Origin of the sequence: Paenibacillus sophorae, from assembly GCF_018966525.1 — a bacterium.
GTDB lineage: Bacteria > Bacillota > Bacilli > Paenibacillales > Paenibacillaceae > Paenibacillus_AQ > Paenibacillus_AQ sophorae.
The window spans coordinates 2508819-2526051 of the sequence record NZ_CP076607.1; the positions used below are offsets into that span (position 1 = coordinate 2508819).

19 protein-coding genes and 1 riboswitch are annotated in these 17233 nt (G+C 52.9%); of the genes, 16 read left to right on the plus strand and 3 right to left on the minus strand.

Annotated features, from left to right (window positions below; translation table 11 throughout):
- The first annotated feature begins 110 nt into the window (after nucleotides 1-110).
- Nucleotides 111-653, plus strand: coding sequence for a hypothetical protein (locus KP014_RS11785; protein ID WP_036590656.1), 543 nt, complete (start codon nucleotides 111-113; stop codon nucleotides 651-653).
- Nucleotides 654-729: 76 nt separating this feature from the next.
- On the plus strand, nucleotides 730-1941 hold the full coding sequence (locus KP014_RS11790; protein WP_036590659.1) for an MFS transporter: 1212 nt from the start codon (nucleotides 730-732) through the stop codon (nucleotides 1939-1941).
- A gap of 119 nt (nucleotides 1942-2060) precedes the next feature.
- On the opposite strand, the gene mscL is transcribed toward KP014_RS11790, so the two are convergent.
- Nucleotides 2061-2435, minus strand: coding sequence for a large conductance mechanosensitive channel protein MscL (mscL, locus tag KP014_RS11795; protein WP_036590662.1), 375 nt, complete (start codon nucleotides 2433-2435; stop codon nucleotides 2061-2063).
- A gap of 174 nt (nucleotides 2436-2609) precedes the next feature.
- On the opposite strand from mscL, the gene KP014_RS11800 reads away from it, so the two are divergent.
- The 10 genes from KP014_RS11800 (at nucleotide 2610) to KP014_RS11845 (ending at nucleotide 9589) form a co-directional block, all read left to right on the plus strand.
- Nucleotides 2610-2843, plus strand: a complete 234-nt coding sequence (locus KP014_RS11800) for a hypothetical protein (RefSeq protein WP_036590663.1) — start codon at nucleotides 2610-2612, stop codon at nucleotides 2841-2843.
- A gap of 138 nt (nucleotides 2844-2981) precedes the next feature.
- A complete protein-coding gene (locus KP014_RS11805) occupies nucleotides 2982-3368 on the plus strand; it encodes a spore coat protein (RefSeq protein WP_036590665.1) in 387 nt (128 codons plus the stop codon).
- A 317-nt stretch (nucleotides 3369-3685) separates the two neighbouring features.
- Nucleotides 3686-4186: an Lrp/AsnC family transcriptional regulator gene (locus tag KP014_RS11810; protein ID WP_025691884.1), complete on the plus strand. Its 501-nt coding sequence runs from the start codon at nucleotides 3686-3688 to the stop codon at nucleotides 4184-4186.
- Nucleotides 4187-4204: 18 nt separating this feature from the next.
- Nucleotides 4205-5425, plus strand: a complete 1221-nt coding sequence (locus KP014_RS11815) for an aminotransferase class I/II-fold pyridoxal phosphate-dependent enzyme (RefSeq protein ID WP_036590666.1) — start codon at nucleotides 4205-4207, stop codon at nucleotides 5423-5425.
- A 216-nt stretch (nucleotides 5426-5641) separates the two neighbouring features.
- Complete coding sequence (locus KP014_RS11820) at nucleotides 5642-5896, plus strand: aspartyl-phosphate phosphatase Spo0E family protein (protein ID WP_090834086.1); 255 nt, start codon at nucleotides 5642-5644, stop codon at nucleotides 5894-5896.
- Between the two features lie 153 nt (nucleotides 5897-6049).
- Complete coding sequence (locus KP014_RS11825; protein WP_090834087.1) at nucleotides 6050-6619, plus strand: type 2 periplasmic-binding domain-containing protein; 570 nt, start codon at nucleotides 6050-6052, stop codon at nucleotides 6617-6619.
- Nucleotides 6620-6634: 15 nt separating this feature from the next.
- Nucleotides 6635-7204, plus strand: coding sequence for a cob(I)yrinic acid a,c-diamide adenosyltransferase (locus tag KP014_RS11830; RefSeq protein ID WP_036590669.1), 570 nt, complete (start codon nucleotides 6635-6637; stop codon nucleotides 7202-7204).
- Nucleotides 7201-8190: an RluA family pseudouridine synthase gene (locus tag KP014_RS11835; RefSeq protein WP_090834088.1), complete on the plus strand. Its 990-nt coding sequence runs from the start codon at nucleotides 7201-7203 to the stop codon at nucleotides 8188-8190. The genes KP014_RS11830 and KP014_RS11835 overlap by 4 nt, the downstream gene beginning before the upstream one ends.
- Nucleotides 8191-8217: 27 nt before the next feature.
- A complete protein-coding gene (locus tag KP014_RS11840; protein ID WP_036595842.1) occupies nucleotides 8218-8583 on the plus strand; it encodes an arsenate reductase family protein in 366 nt (121 codons plus the stop codon).
- 25 nt (nucleotides 8584-8608) lie between these two features.
- Complete coding sequence (locus KP014_RS11845; RefSeq protein WP_090834089.1) at nucleotides 8609-9589, plus strand: 5'-3' exonuclease; 981 nt, start codon at nucleotides 8609-8611, stop codon at nucleotides 9587-9589.
- A gap of 188 nt (nucleotides 9590-9777) precedes the next feature.
- Here the strand turns inward: KP014_RS11845 and KP014_RS11850 are convergent, their stop codons facing one another.
- Nucleotides 9778-10677 (minus strand): SDR family oxidoreductase, encoded by a 900-nt coding sequence (locus KP014_RS11850; RefSeq protein ID WP_090834090.1) that lies wholly within the window; start codon nucleotides 10675-10677, stop codon nucleotides 9778-9780.
- 302 nt (nucleotides 10678-10979) lie between these two features.
- Between KP014_RS11850 and KP014_RS11855 the strand changes: the two genes are divergently transcribed.
- Together KP014_RS11855 and KP014_RS11860 are read left to right on the plus strand one after the other, a co-directional pair.
- Entirely contained in the window at nucleotides 10980-11861 is an 882-nt protein-coding gene (locus KP014_RS11855; RefSeq protein WP_246590708.1) for an ROK family protein, read from the plus strand.
- 220 nt (nucleotides 11862-12081) lie between these two features.
- Nucleotides 12082-13098 (plus strand): HRDC domain-containing protein, encoded by a 1017-nt coding sequence (locus KP014_RS11860; RefSeq protein WP_036590507.1) that lies wholly within the window; start codon nucleotides 12082-12084, stop codon nucleotides 13096-13098.
- 94 nt (nucleotides 13099-13192) lie between these two features.
- Here KP014_RS11860 and corA read toward each other — a convergent pair whose 3' ends face one another.
- Nucleotides 13193-14128, minus strand: a complete 936-nt coding sequence (gene corA / locus KP014_RS11865) for a magnesium/cobalt transporter CorA (protein ID WP_036590509.1) — start codon at nucleotides 14126-14128, stop codon at nucleotides 13193-13195.
- 464 nt (nucleotides 14129-14592) lie between these two features.
- A riboswitch (SAM riboswitch) is annotated at nucleotides 14593-14723 on the plus strand.
- 113 nt (nucleotides 14724-14836) lie between these two features.
- Here corA and metA point away from each other — a divergent pair.
- Together metA and KP014_RS11875 are read left to right on the plus strand one after the other, a co-directional pair.
- Entirely contained in the window at nucleotides 14837-15754 is a 918-nt protein-coding gene (metA, locus tag KP014_RS11870; protein ID WP_036590511.1) for a homoserine O-acetyltransferase MetA, read from the plus strand.
- A 67-nt stretch (nucleotides 15755-15821) separates the two neighbouring features.
- Nucleotides 15822-17039, plus strand: a complete 1218-nt coding sequence (locus KP014_RS11875) for an aminotransferase class I/II-fold pyridoxal phosphate-dependent enzyme (RefSeq protein WP_051499541.1) — start codon at nucleotides 15822-15824, stop codon at nucleotides 17037-17039.
- The last annotated feature ends 194 nt before the right edge of the window (nucleotides 17040-17233 follow it).

Consider the following 17233-nt stretch of genomic DNA (forward strand, 5'->3'; position numbering starts at 1 on the left):
CGCTGAAGCCGAATGAAAATTTTGGTGCGTGTGCTGTTTGTTGCGGCGGTCTTGTTTATGGCGGCCGGAATTATCTATTTAATGATGAATTAACGAAGGAGACTGAAGAAATGGATACAACCATCTGCCCTTGGTGCCATACGGAAATTGTATGGGACGAAGAACTCGGACCGGAGGAAGCCTGCCCTCATTGCGGCAACGAACTTAGCGCTTACCGTACGGTAAACATCAGCAGGGAAGACCTGAATGACGAATTGGAAGATGAGGAAGACGATGACGAGCATGAGCATGAACATGGCGATGATTTATGGGAAGAAGACGAGCATGACGGAGTCGTTCCCGTATTCAACTCGCTCGATGCTTACCGGGACACTTACGATCTGGAGCGTTATGACAGCGCCGTGGCCGCTGTTCTTGATGAGCAGGCCGAAGTTCCGGAATGTCCGCAATGTCATGAATATATGCTGCTGGCCGGTACGGTAGGGGTAAGTGATTTCAAATCGGCTGCGCCGGCCTTTCTTGGCGCACCGCTGCTGAACGCGCCGTTCTCCCTGAATGTGTATGTCTGCCCATCATGCTTTCAAGTTCAGCACAGCCTGGCCGAAGAGGATCGGGAGCAGTGGGTCCGCAATATCGGGGGTCTTCGCAAATAAATAATTTCCCCCGCTAAGATCCTCCGGTTTGGGGCATGTTAAACAGCAGCATGTCTCAAAGGTTAGGGGGAATACCATGAAGGTCTCGCTGCGGGGACAGGCGGCGCTGCTGCTGGCGGTTAACGGGTTATTCGTGCTTTCGGGCGCGCTCGCGGGAACTTTTCTGAATGTCTATTTGTGGAAAAGCCGTCAGGATTACGCTATGATCGGCTGGTTTACTGTAGCCCAGCAGCTTGCTCTGGGTCTCAGCTTTTGGCTGGGCGGCAAGTGGGTGAAGGAACATAATAAAATGAACGCCCTGCGGCTTGGCATCGCCGTTTCGGGCCTTTTTTATCTTCTGGTGCTGTGGCTGGAGAGCAAGGTGGTTCAATATGTCTGGCCGCTTGGCATTGTACTTGGCATTGCTTCCGGCCTATTCTGGCTGGCCTTCAACATCGTTTATTTTGAAATTACGGAACGTGAGAACCGCGATGCATTTAACGGATGGGTAGGTCTCCTTGGTTCGCTGACCGGCATCGTCGGGCCGTGGCTTTCCGGTTGGCTGATCTCCGCGCTGCATGGAAACCGGGGCTACCGGCTAGTTTTTATTATTTCGCTTTGTATTTATGGTGCGGCGGCAGTGCTGAGCTTTTTTCTGAAAAAGCGCAAAACCTCCGGCAGCTACGAATGGCTGGAGCCTTGGCATCAGCTGCGTTCCGGAGATGGGGATTGGCGCGTGACGGGGACTGCGCTGTTTTTTCAAGGCCTGCGCGAAGGTGTATTTTCATTTCTGATCGGGCTCTTGGTATATATAGCGGCACGAGAGGAGAGTAAGCTGGGACAGTTCACGCTGATTACCTCTGCGGTGTCGCTCGTCAGCTACTGGGCGGCCGGCAAATGGCTGAGGCCCAAATTCCGGTCGGCCGGTATGCTCTGCGGAGCGCTTCTACTCGTGGCGGTGATAGCGCCTATGCTGTGGGCGGTAAATTACGGCATGCTGCTCGTTATGGGCATAGGGACATCGCTGTTCATCCCGCTGTATATGCTGCCGATGGTCTCCACCAGCTTTGATCTGATGGGCGAAAGCGAGGAGAGCGCCGGCAAGCGCGTCGAACTGGTTGTGCTGCGCGAGCTGTGTCTGATGACCGGACGGCTGGCGGGAACGTTTATTTTTATCGGCATTCTGTCGGTCAGCGCCGCACCGCGCACCGTTACTTTGCTGCTGCTGGGCCTTGGAGCCGCGCCGCTTGGAAGCTGGCTGTTTCTGCGCCGGATGCTGCGCAGGGAATCTTTGCCGGAACGTTCATGATGGCTTCCGGTTAATGCCATAGCCGATTCATCAGCATGAACGAACAGCCGTCTTCCTGGGCAACTCGGCAGGAGAGACGGCTGTTTGAATTTTATATAGCTTACGTCAGACTAAAGTGCCTACCTGTTCTTCAAAAGGTCGCGGATTTCGGTTAGCAGCAGCTCCTCACGCGTCGGGGAGGGATCGGCTTTGGCCTCTTGCTCCCGTTTACGTTTGAACCTCCCGGCAAGCTTGACGAGCAGAAACAGCGAGAAAGCGATGATAAAAAAGTCGAGAACGCTTTGGAGGAAGACGCCGTATTTCAGCTCTGCGTCTCCGTATGTATATTGCAGACTTTTAAGATCAATACCGCCGATCAGCAGTCCAACTACCGGCATGATAACGTCGTCCACAAGCGAAGACACGATTTTGCCGAAGGCAGCCCCGATCACAACGGCGAAAGCGAGATCAAGCACATTTCCTTTCAGCGCAAAGCTTTTGAACTCTTTCCACATTGTAGGGTAATCTCTCCTTCTTGGTTGGATAACCGTTTGCTCCATTATGACAAACATGAAGGGAAGCATCAATACTAGAAGTTTGGGAACCGCTTGCGAAATTTAGCACATAAACCGAAAAACGAAGCGGCATACTAAGTGTGGTTGAACTATTCCAAGAAAGGAATGAATACAATGCAATCTACGCAAACGCAACCTTTGAGCAGTAAAGAACTGGAGTATATTTCCGACTCCATTTCCAACGAAGACCTGCTGATCAAGCAGTATGCGGCTACTGCCGGAACTACGCAAAATCAAACGGTCCGCCAAATTTGTGAGCAGCAAATTCAAAACCACAGCCATCACATGGGGGCGCTGATTCAACTGCTTCAGCAGCATCAGCAGTACGCACCCACCCAGCCGCAATAAGGAACCGCTCCGCACAACTTAAGCACATGCTTCCGAAGCGAATCATCACCAAACTTAAGTATATGCTTCCGAAGCCAGTTTTGCTGAAGCCTGCCCTCGAAAGCCGATCATCACAAAACTTTTAGGAGGTCAAATGACGTGTACTCACAAACTGGAAATGCATTTATGCAGGACGAGGATTTGCTGAATATAATCCTGGCAGATTTGAAACGGACGGTCGGGGAATATACGACAGCCACCACCGAATCCGCATGTCCGTCCGTTCGCCGCACCTTCAATGATCTGACCATGGATACGCTTCGTCTTCATGGCGAGCTTTTCACGCAGATGTCGCAGCTGAATATGTACCAGGCTCCTTCCAAGGCGCTGCGCCAGGAGCTGGATAAAGAGATTCAGAACGCGCATCAGACCCAGCAAAAATCCCAGCAGTTCGTTCAGCAAAAAACCGGCGGCCAAGGCGCCTATGCCCAAGCACCGAATGTATCGCAGCATCAGGCTAACGTGCAAAACCCTTACTATATGTAACTTTGCCGCACGACGTTTGAGCGGCGTAGTTGAGCGGCTGCAGGCCCATCCGTTTTGACGAAGAAAACGTTTATTCTTTGCGGCTTTCAGCGAATGACCGGATGCTTTATTGCTATGTTAGAGATAAGAGGCTTATGTTCAGTCCGTCTCCGGTTCAAATCTGATCCATTACTTCCCCGCTGATTGGCGGGGTTATTTTTGTTTGCAGATATGACCTTTTCATGTCATATTAATATTAAACTCTTATGAAACCAATTCTTTCGCCGGAGCGCCGGCAGCAGAGGGCGCGTTCCCGGCGAAGATCCCGGAGGGAAGTCATGGAACAAGTGAATGAGCTGAAGAGAAAAGTGCTGGAGCTGCTCAAAGAGGATGCCAGAAGAACCCCGGAGCTTTTGGCGACGCTGCTTGGAGCGGAAGAAGAAGAAGTGAAGACTGCGATCGAGCAGATGGAGAAGGATCACGTTATCGTTAAATACGCGACCGTGGTCAATTGGGATAAAGTGGACGACGAGCGGGTTACGGCTCTGATTGAGGTGCAGATTACCCCTGAGCGCGGACGCGGATTTGAGGGCATCGCCGAACGGATTTATCTGTATCCCCAGGTGAAGTCGGTGTATCTGATGTCCGGCGCCTATGACCTGCTGGTGGAAGTGGAGGGCCGCAATTTGCGCGAGGTCGCGAACTTCGTCTCCGAGAAGCTGTCTCCCATTGACTCCGTACTGTCGACCAAGACGAATTTCACCCTTAAAAAATACAAACAGGACGGGATTATTTTCGAAGATCACGAAGAAGACAACCGTCTGATGATCTCCCCGTAAAGGAAGAGATGAGAATATATGATTACGAATAAAACCCAACCGTCCGGGGAACAGAGCAAATCGATGTCTTCCTATCTGTCCCCGCTGGTTCAGCAGATTCAGCCATCGGGCATCCGCAGATTTTTCGACTTGGCCGCAGGGAGCAAGGATATCATCTCTTTAGGGGTGGGCGAGCCAGATTTTAAGACGCCGTGGCATGTCAGGGAAGCCTGCGTCTATTCGCTGGAACGGGGATTTACCGGATATACCTCCAACGCGGGAATGCCGGAACTGCGCGAGGGAATTGCCAGCTATCTGGATAGCCGCTTTGACCTGAATTATGATCCTGAGAAGCAGATTATCGCGACCGTAGGCGGCAGCGAAGCGATCGACTTGGCGCTTCGGGCGCTGATAGCGCCGGGAGACGAAATTCTGATTCCGGAGCCCTGCTATATTTCTTATTCACCGATCACCTCGATCGGCGGTGGGATTCCTGTCGGCATCGAGACGTTCGGCAAGGACCGGTTCAAGCTGACGGCCGAAGGGCTGGAAGCCAAAATTACGCCGCGGTCCAAAATCCTGATCCTGTGCTATCCGAGCAATCCGACGGGAGCGATCATGAGCCGGGAAGACTGGGAGCCTATTGCCAAGGTGGTCGAGAAACATGACCTAATCGTCATATCCGACGAAATTTATGCCGAGCTGACCTACGGCAGCAATCACGTAAGCTTTTCCTCTCTGCCCGGAATGATGGACCGCACGATTCTCGTCAGCGGTTTTTCCAAGGCGTTCGCGATGACGGGCTGGCGGATGGGCTATGCCTGCGGACATCCCGAGTTGATCTCGGCTATGCTCAAAATTCACCAGTACACCGTAATGTGCGCGCCTTCCATGGGCCAGGTAGCGGCGCTTGAGGCGTTGACGAACGGCATGGAGGAAAAAGACCGAATGGTTGATTCCTACAACCAGCGGCGCAGACTAATCGTCAAGGGCTTGCGTGAGGCCGGACTGGAATGCCATGAGCCTCAGGGTGCGTTCTACGCATTTCCGAGCATCGCCGGAACCGGACTGACTTCAGACGAATTCGCCCAACGCTTGCTCCGTGAATTCAGGGTGGCGGCCGTACCGGGAAGCGTATTCGGACTTGGCGGCGAAGGCTATTTGCGCTGCTCCTACGCCACTTCCGTTAGCCAATTGAACGAAGCGCTCGAACGGATCGGCGCGTTTGTGGCGATTTTGAAGAAAGAAAGAGAAAATTAGGCCAGATTATGTGAAAAAATGTATGAAAATATTGCTATTCAATGAAAATATCTATGAAAACGATAGCTAATATTTTTGTCATATGGTATAATATTACTCTCAATACAGTTTATTTATATAACTTTGAGCTTCGATAACCGGGTCATATAATTTAGGAGCGATATTGCCAGGGCGGAAATATTAGTGAAGCTCCGCTCCATATAACTTTTTGGGGGGATGTTGGTGCTTTGTACCGATTACTATATGTGGTTTGGCGCGAAGCGTTTCCCGGAAAGCGGAAAAGCTTCCGCCAGGGATGATGCTGTCTCGTGCAGCCTATCCCTCGAAGAGGAGATCCACATACTCCGGAGACGAATGGAGCAGTTGTTTATGCAGGAGAATTCACTCACCTCGGATAACGTAGTGGAGATCAGCAGTAAGCTGGATTTGAAGATTAACGAATATATGAAGAGACGTTCCCGCAATAAATAACGGGAATCGGCCGCGAGGGTCCTTTGGACCCTCTTTTTGTTTTAGCCGCAGTATCATAGACTTGAGCGCTTGAAAGAACACGACCCTTACAAGCCGAAGCGAATATGGTACAGTAGTAATACATGAAATGTTAGAAGCCGGGAGGGACGTTGGTTGAGCGGAGGACGGAAGATGCGAGGTTACGCCGTGCTGGCGGTGCTGATTGTGGTGGTCGCGCTGCTTGCGGGCTGCGGGGGCAAAGACGCCAATACGGTAACGGTATTTTTGATGGGCCAGAATGGGACGCCGGATGGCACAGCCGATAAGCTGAAGGACAAGCTGGAAGCGAGTCTGGGACAGGACCTGAAGGTGGAATTTAATGTGTCGCCTATCTATAACAGTCAGAAACTGCTGCTGGAATATGCGGGGGCAACGAATGATCTTATTATTTTGCCCAAGCAGGAAATGCTGGACTACGGCAAGCAGGGCTCCAATGTTCCGCTTGATGCCCATATTAATAAAGAGGATTTCCCTGAAGGGGTGTTTGAGGGAGGCGTAGAGAGCAAATCCGGAGATAAACAGATAGAGCTGAAGCAGGAGACGCATTTATATGGTATCCCTGTCTCGAAGCTGAAGCTGTTCAAGGACGCCGGGTATACGCCGGAGGACCTGTTCGTTACCATACCGGCTTCCGCCGGAAATGTGGAGCGGAGCGTTCAAGTTATAAATGCGATGATGAAATAAAATGGAGGGATGCAGATGGCGATTTATACGCGGACGGGCGACAGGGGCGAGACCTCGGTCATCGGCGGCCGGGTCTTCAAGGATGATCTCCGGATCGAAGCCTACGGAACGATTGACGAGCTGAACGGCTTTGTCGGGCAGGCGCGCAGCATGATGGATGACGAACAATTTGCCGATGTGCGGCAGCAGCTGCTGGAGATTCAGCATGAGCTGTTCGACTGCGGCTCCGATCTGGCTTATGTAAGGCAGGACGAAGGGAATTACAAGGTAACCGGCGGGATGGCGGAGCGGCTGGAGCGGTGGATCGATCTTCTGCAGGCGGAGAATCCGCCGATTGAGCGGTTTATTTTGCCGGGAGGAAGCGGACTTGCCTCTGTATTGCATGTGTGCCGGACCGTGTGCCGCCGCGCCGAACGCCGGACCGTATCGCTTGGCCGCAGCACGGATATCAACGGGGAGACGGTGGCTTACTTGAACAGGCTTTCAGATTATTTCTTCGCACTCGCACGCACGGCCAATACACGGCTGGGAGTAGCCGATGTGGAATATATCCGCGGCGCCAAGGTGTTCCGGGACTTAAGATGACAACGTACTATCCGCCCATCTCCTACACCGTTCCTGCTGAAGAAGAGGGCATGCTGCTCAAGACCATTCTGCAAAAACGGATGGACGTGTCACGCAAGCTTCTGTCCCGCCTTAAACTGACCGAGCGGGGAATTACCCTGAACGGGGAGAGAGTCTATATCAGTGTGCATGTCAGCGCCGGCGATCTCGTAGAGATTCGGATGGAGACGGAGACTTCGGAGGATATTTTGCCGCAGCCGATCCCGTTCGATATCCTCTATGAAGACGAGCATCTGCTCGTGGTTAACAAGCCGGCAGGGATGATCGTTCATCCCACCCATGGCCATTATACCGATACGCTGGCTAACGGAGTCGTGCATTATTGGGCGCAAAAAAAAGAGCGCTACCGCTTCCGGCCCGTTCACCGGCTGGATCAGGAAACGTCCGGCGTGCTCGCTATCGCGAAAAATCCGTACAGCCATCAGCATATATCGGAGCAGATGTTAAGCGGTGCCGTCGACAAGCGTTATATCGCGCTTGTTCATGGGATTCCCGTGCCGGAACGCGGAGACATTGACGGCCCGATCGACCGCGATCCGCTCGAGCCGCATCGGCGGATCGTAACGCCGGACGGTTATCCGTCGCTGACCCGGTACGAGGTGAAGGAACGGTATCCTTCTGCCTCAAAGGTTGAGCTGAAGCTGCTTACCGGCCGCACGCATCAGATCCGTGTGCATATGACGTCCATCGGCACGCCCCTGATCGGGGACCGGATGTACCGGCATCCGGTATACGATGCGGCAGGGCCCGCCGCGGCTGCGGAGCTTGTGAACGTATCGGCGCTGGACGCCGCGATCGGCCGTCAGGCGCTGCACGCGGCGCAGTTGGCCTTCGCCCATCCGATACTCCGCCGCGAAATGACGTTTGAAGCGCCGCTTCCTGCGGATATGGAAGAACTGGAAGCGCAGCTCAAGAAGTCGCAAGAGACGAAGCCCAATTTAAAATAACAGACTTGATCTAAGGAGAATCGATTCATGAGTCAATTGATCGTATATCATTATCCGAAGTGCGGAACATGCCGGAGTGCGGTGAAATGGCTGAAAGATCAGGGACATGACCTGGAACTGCGCCATATCGTAGAGCAGACTCCGGAGGTTGATGAATTAAGTGAATTGGTCGCTGCTAGCGACCTTCCGCTTAAAAAGTTCTTCAATACGAGTGGCGAAGTCTACAAGCGGGAAAATCTGAAGGAGAAGCTGCCGAACCTCAGCGAGCGCGAACAACTGGAGTTGCTGGCCGGGAACGGGATGCTGATCAAGCGGCCGATTGTCATATCGGGAAACAAGGTTACAGTGGGATTCAAGGAAGAGGATTTCCGCCGGATCTGGGGAACCGAGTAAGTTCTTGAAATGGAGGTAAACGCGCATGAGTACAGAAGCTAGAGGCCGCGTGATGATTGTGGATGGCATGGCGCTGCTGTTCAGGGCCTACTACGCCACCGCCTACGGAGGCTATATTCGCAAGACGAGCACCGGTCTGCCGACCAATGCCGTATACGGCTTTTTGCAGTATTTCTTCGACGCCGTCGCTACCTTTGAGCCTTCCCATGTTGTATGCTGCTGGGATATGGGCAAGAGTACGTTCCGTACCGAAAAATTTGGCAGCTACAAATCGAACCGTGCAGAGCCTCCGCTGGAGCTGATTCCGCAATTCGATCTGGTAAAAGAGGTGGTCGCGGAGCTGGGCGTACCGAACGTGGGCATTCCGGGCTACGAGGCTGATGACTGCATTGGCACACTGGCTTCCTGCTTCAGCGAGGAGTCCGAGGTACGCATTTTGACTGGAGATCACGATATGCTTCAATTGGTGGGCGACCAGGTCAGTGTCATTATCATGAAAAAAGGCCGGTCCAACTATAAAGTGTACGATCCGGCAACTCTGCTGGAGGAGAAAGGGCTGACCCCTTCCCAGGTCATCGACCTGAAAGGGTTTATGGGCGATACGAGCGACAATTATCCCGGCGTCCGGGGAATCGGCGAGAAAACGGCGCTTAAGCTGCTGGCCGAATACCGGACGGTGGAGGGCGTAATCGAAAATCTGCACCTGCTGCCCAAGGGAGTTCGGACCAAAATCGAAGCCGATCTAGATATGCTTCACCTGTCTCGGGAGCTGGCGGAGATCCGCTGCGACGTCCCGCTGGCCTGTACCCTGGCCGAGTGTCTGTGGGAAGTGCGGCGGGAATCGGCATCCCGCAAGTTCAAGGAACTGGAGTTCGGAAGCCTGATGTACCTGATAGCGGCGGCGAAGGAAGAAGAGCGGGAAGACGGAATTGTGGAGATTGAGCTGCCGGACTGGCAGGACAGCCGATCCGGAGCGGGCTCCATTAAAGCCGATCCGTTTGCATAATCGGATTCATAAGCGAAGAAGACTGTTCCAGAGGGCGCAAGCGTCCGTGGAACAGTCTTTTTGCTGTGGGCGGACAGACGGGAAACCGTTCGGACATTACGTCAGTCAGACGTGCCGACATGTTGATGCGGTCCAAAGCCTCATATGCCCGCATCGGGCCGAGCGGGAGAGCATAAGGTCGGGCCCGGTCAACTCGTCGTCATCTGTCCGCCATTGACGTGGATCGTCTGGCCCGTAATATAGGAGCCGTCGTCCGAAGCGAGCAGAATATAGACCGGAGCCAGCTCGTAAGGCTGTCCCGCACGCTTCATCGGTGTGTCGGCTCCGAGCGTTTTGACGGCCTCCGGAGGCTGCGTCGCCACATTGAGCGGCGTCCAGAACGGACCGGGGGCAACGGCGTTGACCCGGATGCCCTTATCCGCCAAATTATTGGCAAGGGCGCGGGTGAAGCTGACGATAGCTCCTTTGGTGGAGGAGTAATCGATCAGATTTTTCCTGCCAATATAGGCGTTGACTGAAGCTGTGTTCACAATGCTGCTTCCTGCGGGCATATGCGGCAGAGCGGCCGTTGTCATATGAAAAAAAGAAATGATATTCGTATCGAACGTCATATGCAGCTGCTCATCTGTGATATCTAAATAATTTTCCTGGACAAACTGGACACCCAAATTGTTTACCAGTATATCAAGCCGCCCATAACATTCCAGCGTCATGCTAACGGCCCTCTGGCAGGCTTCCTTCTGTCTTAAATCCCCGGGAATCAGCAGACAGCGGCGGCCCAGCCGTTTTACGGCTTCTCTCGTCTCCACGGCGTCCTGATGCTCGCAGAGATAAGCGATTGCCACATCCGCGCCCTCTTTGGCGAAGGCTACCGCGACTGCGCGGCCGATGCCGCTGTCTCCTCCGCTGATCAGAGCCGCCTTGCCCTGGAGTTTGCCGCTGCCTTTGTAGTTCGGATTATCGTAAATGGGCCTTGGCACCATCAAAAATTCCAGACCCGGCTGTCTGTATTGATGCTGCGGCGGGAAAGTCAAGGGTACCTGCTTACACTGCATCTCCGACCCGTAATACGGAATTTGTGGATTCATAATAAGTCCTCTCTGAAACGGTTTTTCACCCAGTATATTCCAATCATGTGCAGTAGGTGCCCAGGTACGGCGTATCATCGGGAAGTTTGAGCTGGTCTGGGGTCAGCCCTAATCCTTCGCTATAAAGCGCGTAATGATAGTATAGAGAGGGAGAGCCACTAGTTGGATGGGATTGGCAGGCAGCAGGCTGACCATTATCCATGCCAAGCGCTTGTCATTCATTCGGCGGACAAAGTATAATAGGTAGCGGACATTGTTTACGTACTGTAAGCGTATGCACTAATAAAGGGGGAAACGCGCAAGTGAAATTATTGGGTGCGATTGAAGCGGGAGGAACGAAGTTTGTATGTGGAATCGGGCATGAGGACGGAAGCATTATCGACCGAGTGAGCTTTCCTACGACCCATCCGGAAGAGACGATGGCGCAAGTATTCCAATATTTTGAAGGTAAAAATGTTGAAGCGATCGGCATTGGCTCGTTCGGGCCGATTGATCCGGTGATTGGAAGTCCGACATACGGTTATGTTACGACCACGCCGAAGCCTTTTTGGAGCCAGTATAATCTGGTAGGTGCGGTCCGTGAAAAAATAGATGTGCCGATCGGCTTTGATACCGATGTCAACGGCGCGGCTCTTGGCGAGTATAAATGGGGTGCGGCCCAGGGCTTGGACAGCTGTCTGTACATAACCGTGGGAACGGGAATCGGAGCCGGAGCCGTTGTGGGCGGCACGCTGATTCATGGCCTGTCCCATCCGGAAATGGGACATATCTATGTCCGCCGCCATGAGCAAGATACCTTCGCGGGAACCTGCCCTTTTCACGGAGATTGCTTAGAAGGACTCGCGGCAGGTCCTGCCATCGGAAGCCGGTGGGGCCGTCCGGCGGTTGAGCTTGCACCGGATGATCTGGCATGGGAGATGGAGGCTCATTATCTGGCTCACGCTCTGATGAGCTATGTTCTGATTCTGTCTCCGCAGAAAATTGTCATGGGCGGCGGCGTCATGAAGCAGAGCCACCTCTTCCCGATGATTCGCACGAAGCTGCAGGACCTGCTTAAGGGCTATGTACAGCATGCTTCGCTGGCTGCTGATATCGACAGCTATATTGTTCCTCCGCAGCTTGGCGATAATGCCGGGCTGGCCGGTTCGATCGCTTTGGCCAGCATTGCCCTTGCCGGGAAGTAATCGCCGGGATTCCGCCGATAAGCTGCCTTTTGCGTAAAGGGGATTGACTGTTCGTTAAAATATGGTATTGTATGGATTAACAGTATAGCCGTATGGTAGAGGAAGCGCCTCTTTCACGTTAGCCGTGAGAGAGGCGCTTTTTTTGCGTTGAATCTCCCGGAAGCTTCAGCTTGGAGCCGGCATACTGAACATTACCAAAATGAAAAGGCAGGGAAAGAACATGCAAATCGTATTCATGAACCAATTGTCCAAAAATTCAGGTGAGTCCGCAGGGGATTTCGCCCAGCTGTGGATCGGCGAGGAGGAGGGTGTCTGGCACCTGGGATGGCGCGATTTTGGCCAGAATCCGGAAAGTGCTGATTCCATTTGGTATGAAGGAAGCTCATGGAATGAGATGCTGGGGGTATACAGGCATGAGCTGGCGGTCAAAATGGGAGAAGGCTACCGCCCGCTGATTGATGGCGTCTTTCATGAAGAGACGGCTGTGACCGGACGGAACCAGGAGCAGATGAAGCTTCAGTATTACAGCGAGCAGCATGGGAATGAGGCGGTATATGAAGAGCTGTGCGCATGGAGACGGAAGAGAGCGTCCTCGGAGCGTAAAGCGCCATATCTGCTGGCGAGCAACCGGCTGCTGCGGCTGCTGAGCGCCTATCTGCCGCAGTCGCTGGAAGAACTGCTGCAAATTCCGGGCGTAGGTGAAGCCAAGGCTGAGCAGTACGGTCCGGAAATATTGTCCGTCACTTCCGCGGCGGAGCGCAGCCATTCCTTCCCGCTAAGATGGGTTGGCAAGGAGATCGAAGAGGAGTCTTTCACCTCCTGGCTGTACAAGCAGAGGGAGATCAAATACAAGAAGCAATTGGACCGCCTTCGTCTGCGGCGGCAGCTTCTAGAGGGGATCGCGGACGGCTGCGGACTGGAGGAGCTTAAAGAGCGCAGCCAATACTCCCGCAGAGAAATTCTGGAGGTTGTGGAGGAGCTTGAGAAGGACGGCTACATTGTCGATCCGCTGATTCAGCGGGAGCTTATGGACATGCCGCCCGGCGAGCAGGAAGCGGTCTGGAACGCTTACAGGGAGCTCGGAGACTTATTCCTGAAGCCGGTGCTGCACAAAGTATACGGCGAAGATGCCGCTCCCGAAGGCGGTCTGGAAATGTATTACGAGCGGCTCCGGCTGATCCGGATTCGTTTCCGGAGAGAGAGCACGGGCGCGGGCGCAGTAGTAGAACATTCGTAGAAGCAATTCTAAGCCCGGTAACACAAATGAAGGTCTCCCTGGCGCTGTGCCTGCGCGTAAGGAGACCTTCGTCTATGGGAACCTTGGTCTGCAGTCATAGCCATTCTTTTTTGCGGAATAGGTACAGCATGCCGCAGCCAAGCGTCACCATGACGCCAATGACGCCATAGTAGCCGTATGTCGTATGAGTTTCGGGAATATTATCAAAGTTCATCCCGTATATGCCTGTAATCACGGTCAGCGGCATGAATATGGTCGTAATAGCCGTAAACACCCGCATGATTTCATTGGCGCGGTTCGCGATACTGGATTGATAGGCTTCTCGCAAGTTGCCCATCAGATCGCGGTACGTATCGAATGTCTCAGATATTTTGACCGCGTTCTCGTAGATGTCGCTGAAATATTTCTGCAGCTGGTCGTCGATCAGCCGGAGATCCTTTTTGTTAAGAGTGTTGACGACTTCTTTCTGCGGACCGAGCATTTTCTTCAACCATAGAATTTCGCTTCGCAGACCGATAATTTCACTTAAGTGCGATTTCTTGGTATGCATCAGAATATCCTCTTCCAGCTTCTCGATCCGCACCTCGATCCGGTCGCCGACGGCAAAATAATTGTCCACGACAAGGTCGATCAGGAGATAGAGGAACCGGTCAGGGGCGCCGACCTCCTGCTCCCACAAAATGGGCTTGAGTACGCGCAGCTCGTTAATCTTCTGCTTCGTGACGGTAATAATAAAGTGCCGCCCGAGAAAAATATTAAGGGCACGCAGGAAAATTTCCTCGTCGTCAAAACGGATGCTGTTTACCACAATAAAATAATGACTCTCGTAAATTTCAATTTTGGGACGCTGCTCCTCGTCGCTGAGACAGTCTTCCACAGCCAGATCGTGAAGATTGAATAAAGGCTGCAGCAGCTGCAAATCCTCCACATCGGCGTCAATCCAGTAGAACCCTTCTGTCGGAGGGTTAAGGGTCAGTTCAATATCATCTATAGGCGTAAAAATGCCTGCATTAACCAGTCGGATCTTCATCTGATTCACTCCTTCTCTCCCTAGCTTGCCCAGGGATATGCTTATGAAAGCACAGGGAAAAATCAGCTTGACCGGCGTCTGCAACTAAATGGGCCGCTTTATATTCCGAAGGCATGAAGAAGAAGCGCTCCCGCCGCCGGCAAGCTGATATTCATCCTGTACGGTTGTTCCTGATCAGCGCTGTGCTGCGTACTCGGGTCGCCTTCCATTCTTCATCTCACCTCTTTTATTAATAAAGATTTATAGTTTCGGGGTCCCCGTAAAGTAGCTGGATAGGTTTCGAAAGCCAAGGCTTCACTTAGTGGGGCGATCTCTGAAACACTTGTCTAGTATAACGCCGGGTAATGCCTCTTTCAAGAAAAATTGTTGTTATCTTAAAGACTCTAAGAACAGTGTATGGACTTGACGAAAGACAGGTTCATGATTTAAAGTGATTAATAAGAATTTTAATTGAATATGTAAAAATCTTATCAAGAGCAGGTGGAGGGACTGGCCCGATGAAACCCGGCAACCGGCGTGAAACGCACGGTGCTAATTCTTGCAGAGACGCAGGCCGATTGTAGGCAGTTTTGGGGCGTTGTCTGACAGATGAGAGAGTATCATATGTGTATAAATATGACCTTTCTCGTTTATTTCGGGAAAGGTTTTTATTTGTTTCATGATTTTAACCGCTGCGTGCGGTTCCATTAATAGAAGGAGTGAGCTTCAATGCCGATCAAGATTCCCGACAGTCTACCCGCCAAGGAGATCCTATCTGGGGAAAATATTTTCGTTATGGATGAAAGCCAGGCCTTTCACCAGGATATCCGCCCTCTGCGGATCGCTATCTTAAATCTGATGCCCACTAAAGAAACTACCGAAACGCAGCTACTGCGTCTGATCGGCAACTCGCCTTTGCAAGTGGATGTTACACTGCTCCATCCGAGCTCCCATACCTCGAAAAATACATCGGCGGAGCATTTAGAGAGCTTCTATAAGACCTTCGAAGAGATTAGCCACCGCCGTTTTGACGGTCTAATCGTCACGGGCGCCCCCGTGGAACAGATGGATTTTGAGGATGTGAACTACTGGGAAGAGATGAAAGAGATTTTCGAATGGAGCAAGGATAACGTCACCTCGACGATGCATATCTGTTGGGCGGCTCAGGCGGGACTCAACTATCATTACGGCGTCCGTAAGGTCGGTCTTTCCGAGAAATGCTTCGGCGTATTCCCACACTGGACCACTGCGCCGAATACCAAGCTGCTGCGCGGCTTTGACGAGCTGTTCTATGTGCCCCACTCCCGGCATACGGACATCTCCCGTGAGGATGTCTTGAATACGCCGGATTTGCAAATACTGGCGGAATCGGAGGAGGCCGGTGTTTATATCGTCGCTACCCATGACGGCCGGCAGATTTTTGTGACCGGACACTCCGAGTACGATCCGTTCTCCCTGAAAGGGGAGTATGAACGCGATATCGCGAAAGGGATGGATATAGCGCTGCCGAAGCATTACTTCCCGAACGATGATCCGGAGCGCACGCCGCCCGCCGTATGGCGCGCCCACGCGAATCTGTTGTTCACCAACTGGCTTAACTATTACGTCTACCAGGAAACGCCATACGATATCGGACCTGTAATATGAATGCTGTACCTTTAAGGCAAGCCATATTATATTAAAAATTATAGGTACTAACTTTGGGGGGTTAATTATGAACGACAAACTCAGAATTGAAAGCAGGCTGGCCCAAATCGGCTCGCAGGAAGACCCGGCGACGGGCGCAGTGAATTATCCGATATACCAGTCCACCGCATTCCGGCATCCTCGGCTGGGACAAAGCACGGGCTTCGACTACATCCGGACCAAAAACCCGACACGCACCGTGTTGGAACAAGCGGCAGCTGAACTGGAATCCGGCGACGCCGGATTCGCGTGCAGCTCCGGCATGGCCGCTCTGCAAACCATTTTCACCTTGTTTGGGCAGGGCGACCATCTAATCGTCTCACTGGATTTGTACGGTGGCACGTACCGGATGCTGGAACGGATTATGTCCAAATTCGGCGTTTCCGCTTCCTATGTGGACACGAATGATTTTGACGCGCTGGAATCGGCCCGCCGGGATAACACGAAAGCGGTCTTCATCGAGACGCCGACCAACCCGCTGATGATGATTACCGATATCGAGGCCGTGTGTACCTGGGCCCGCCGCTACGGAATGCTGACGGTCGTGGACAATACGCTGCTGACGCCATATTTCCAGCGTCCTTTGGAGCTTGGCGCGGATATTGTCGTCCACAGCGCGACCAAATATTTGGGCGGGCATAACGACGTGCTGGCTGGGCTGATTGTAACAAAAGGCAAGGAACTGTCGGAGGAGATGGCCATCCTGCATAACTCAATCGGCGCCGTGCTCAGCCCGAGCGACAGCTATCAGTTAATGAGAGGCATGAAGACGCTGGCGCTTCGTATGGAGCGGCATGAGAGCAACTCCCTGGCGATCGCCCATTTCCTGAAAGAACATCCGGCGATTGCGGAAGTATTCCATCCGGGTCTTCAAGGGCATCCGGGGTTTGACATCCAAAAGCGCCAGTCGAGCGGCAACACTGGTATTTTCTCCTTCAAAGTCAAGGACGCGAGATATGTGGAGCCCCTCCTGCGTCATATCAAGCTGATTGCGTTCGCCGAAAGTCTCGGCGGAGTCGAGTCGCTGATGACTTACCCCGCGGTGCAGACACATGCCGATATACCGGCTGAAATCCGCCATGCGGTCGGCGTGGATGACCGGCTGCTGCGTTTCTCAGTCGGCATCGAGCATATCGACGATCTTGTCGTCGATTTGCAGCAAGCGCTGGAAGCGGCGCGGACGGAGCTTGAGGCAGATAGCGCCGGGGCCGGCCAGCCGGTACGGGAATCGGCGGATTCGCTGTAGGGGCAAGGCCATACAGTAGCGGCATCAATCGAACATGACGGCATCGCCATACGCAGGCGGCGCCGTCTTTTTAATTCGCAATGTACCAGATATGCTTCGAATTGACCCCGCATTGCGGGGTTATTTTGTGCTGTTTACAGAGTGGGGAATGAAAAAGACTGTTTTTAAGCGCGGCGGATTGTGATACGATGAGT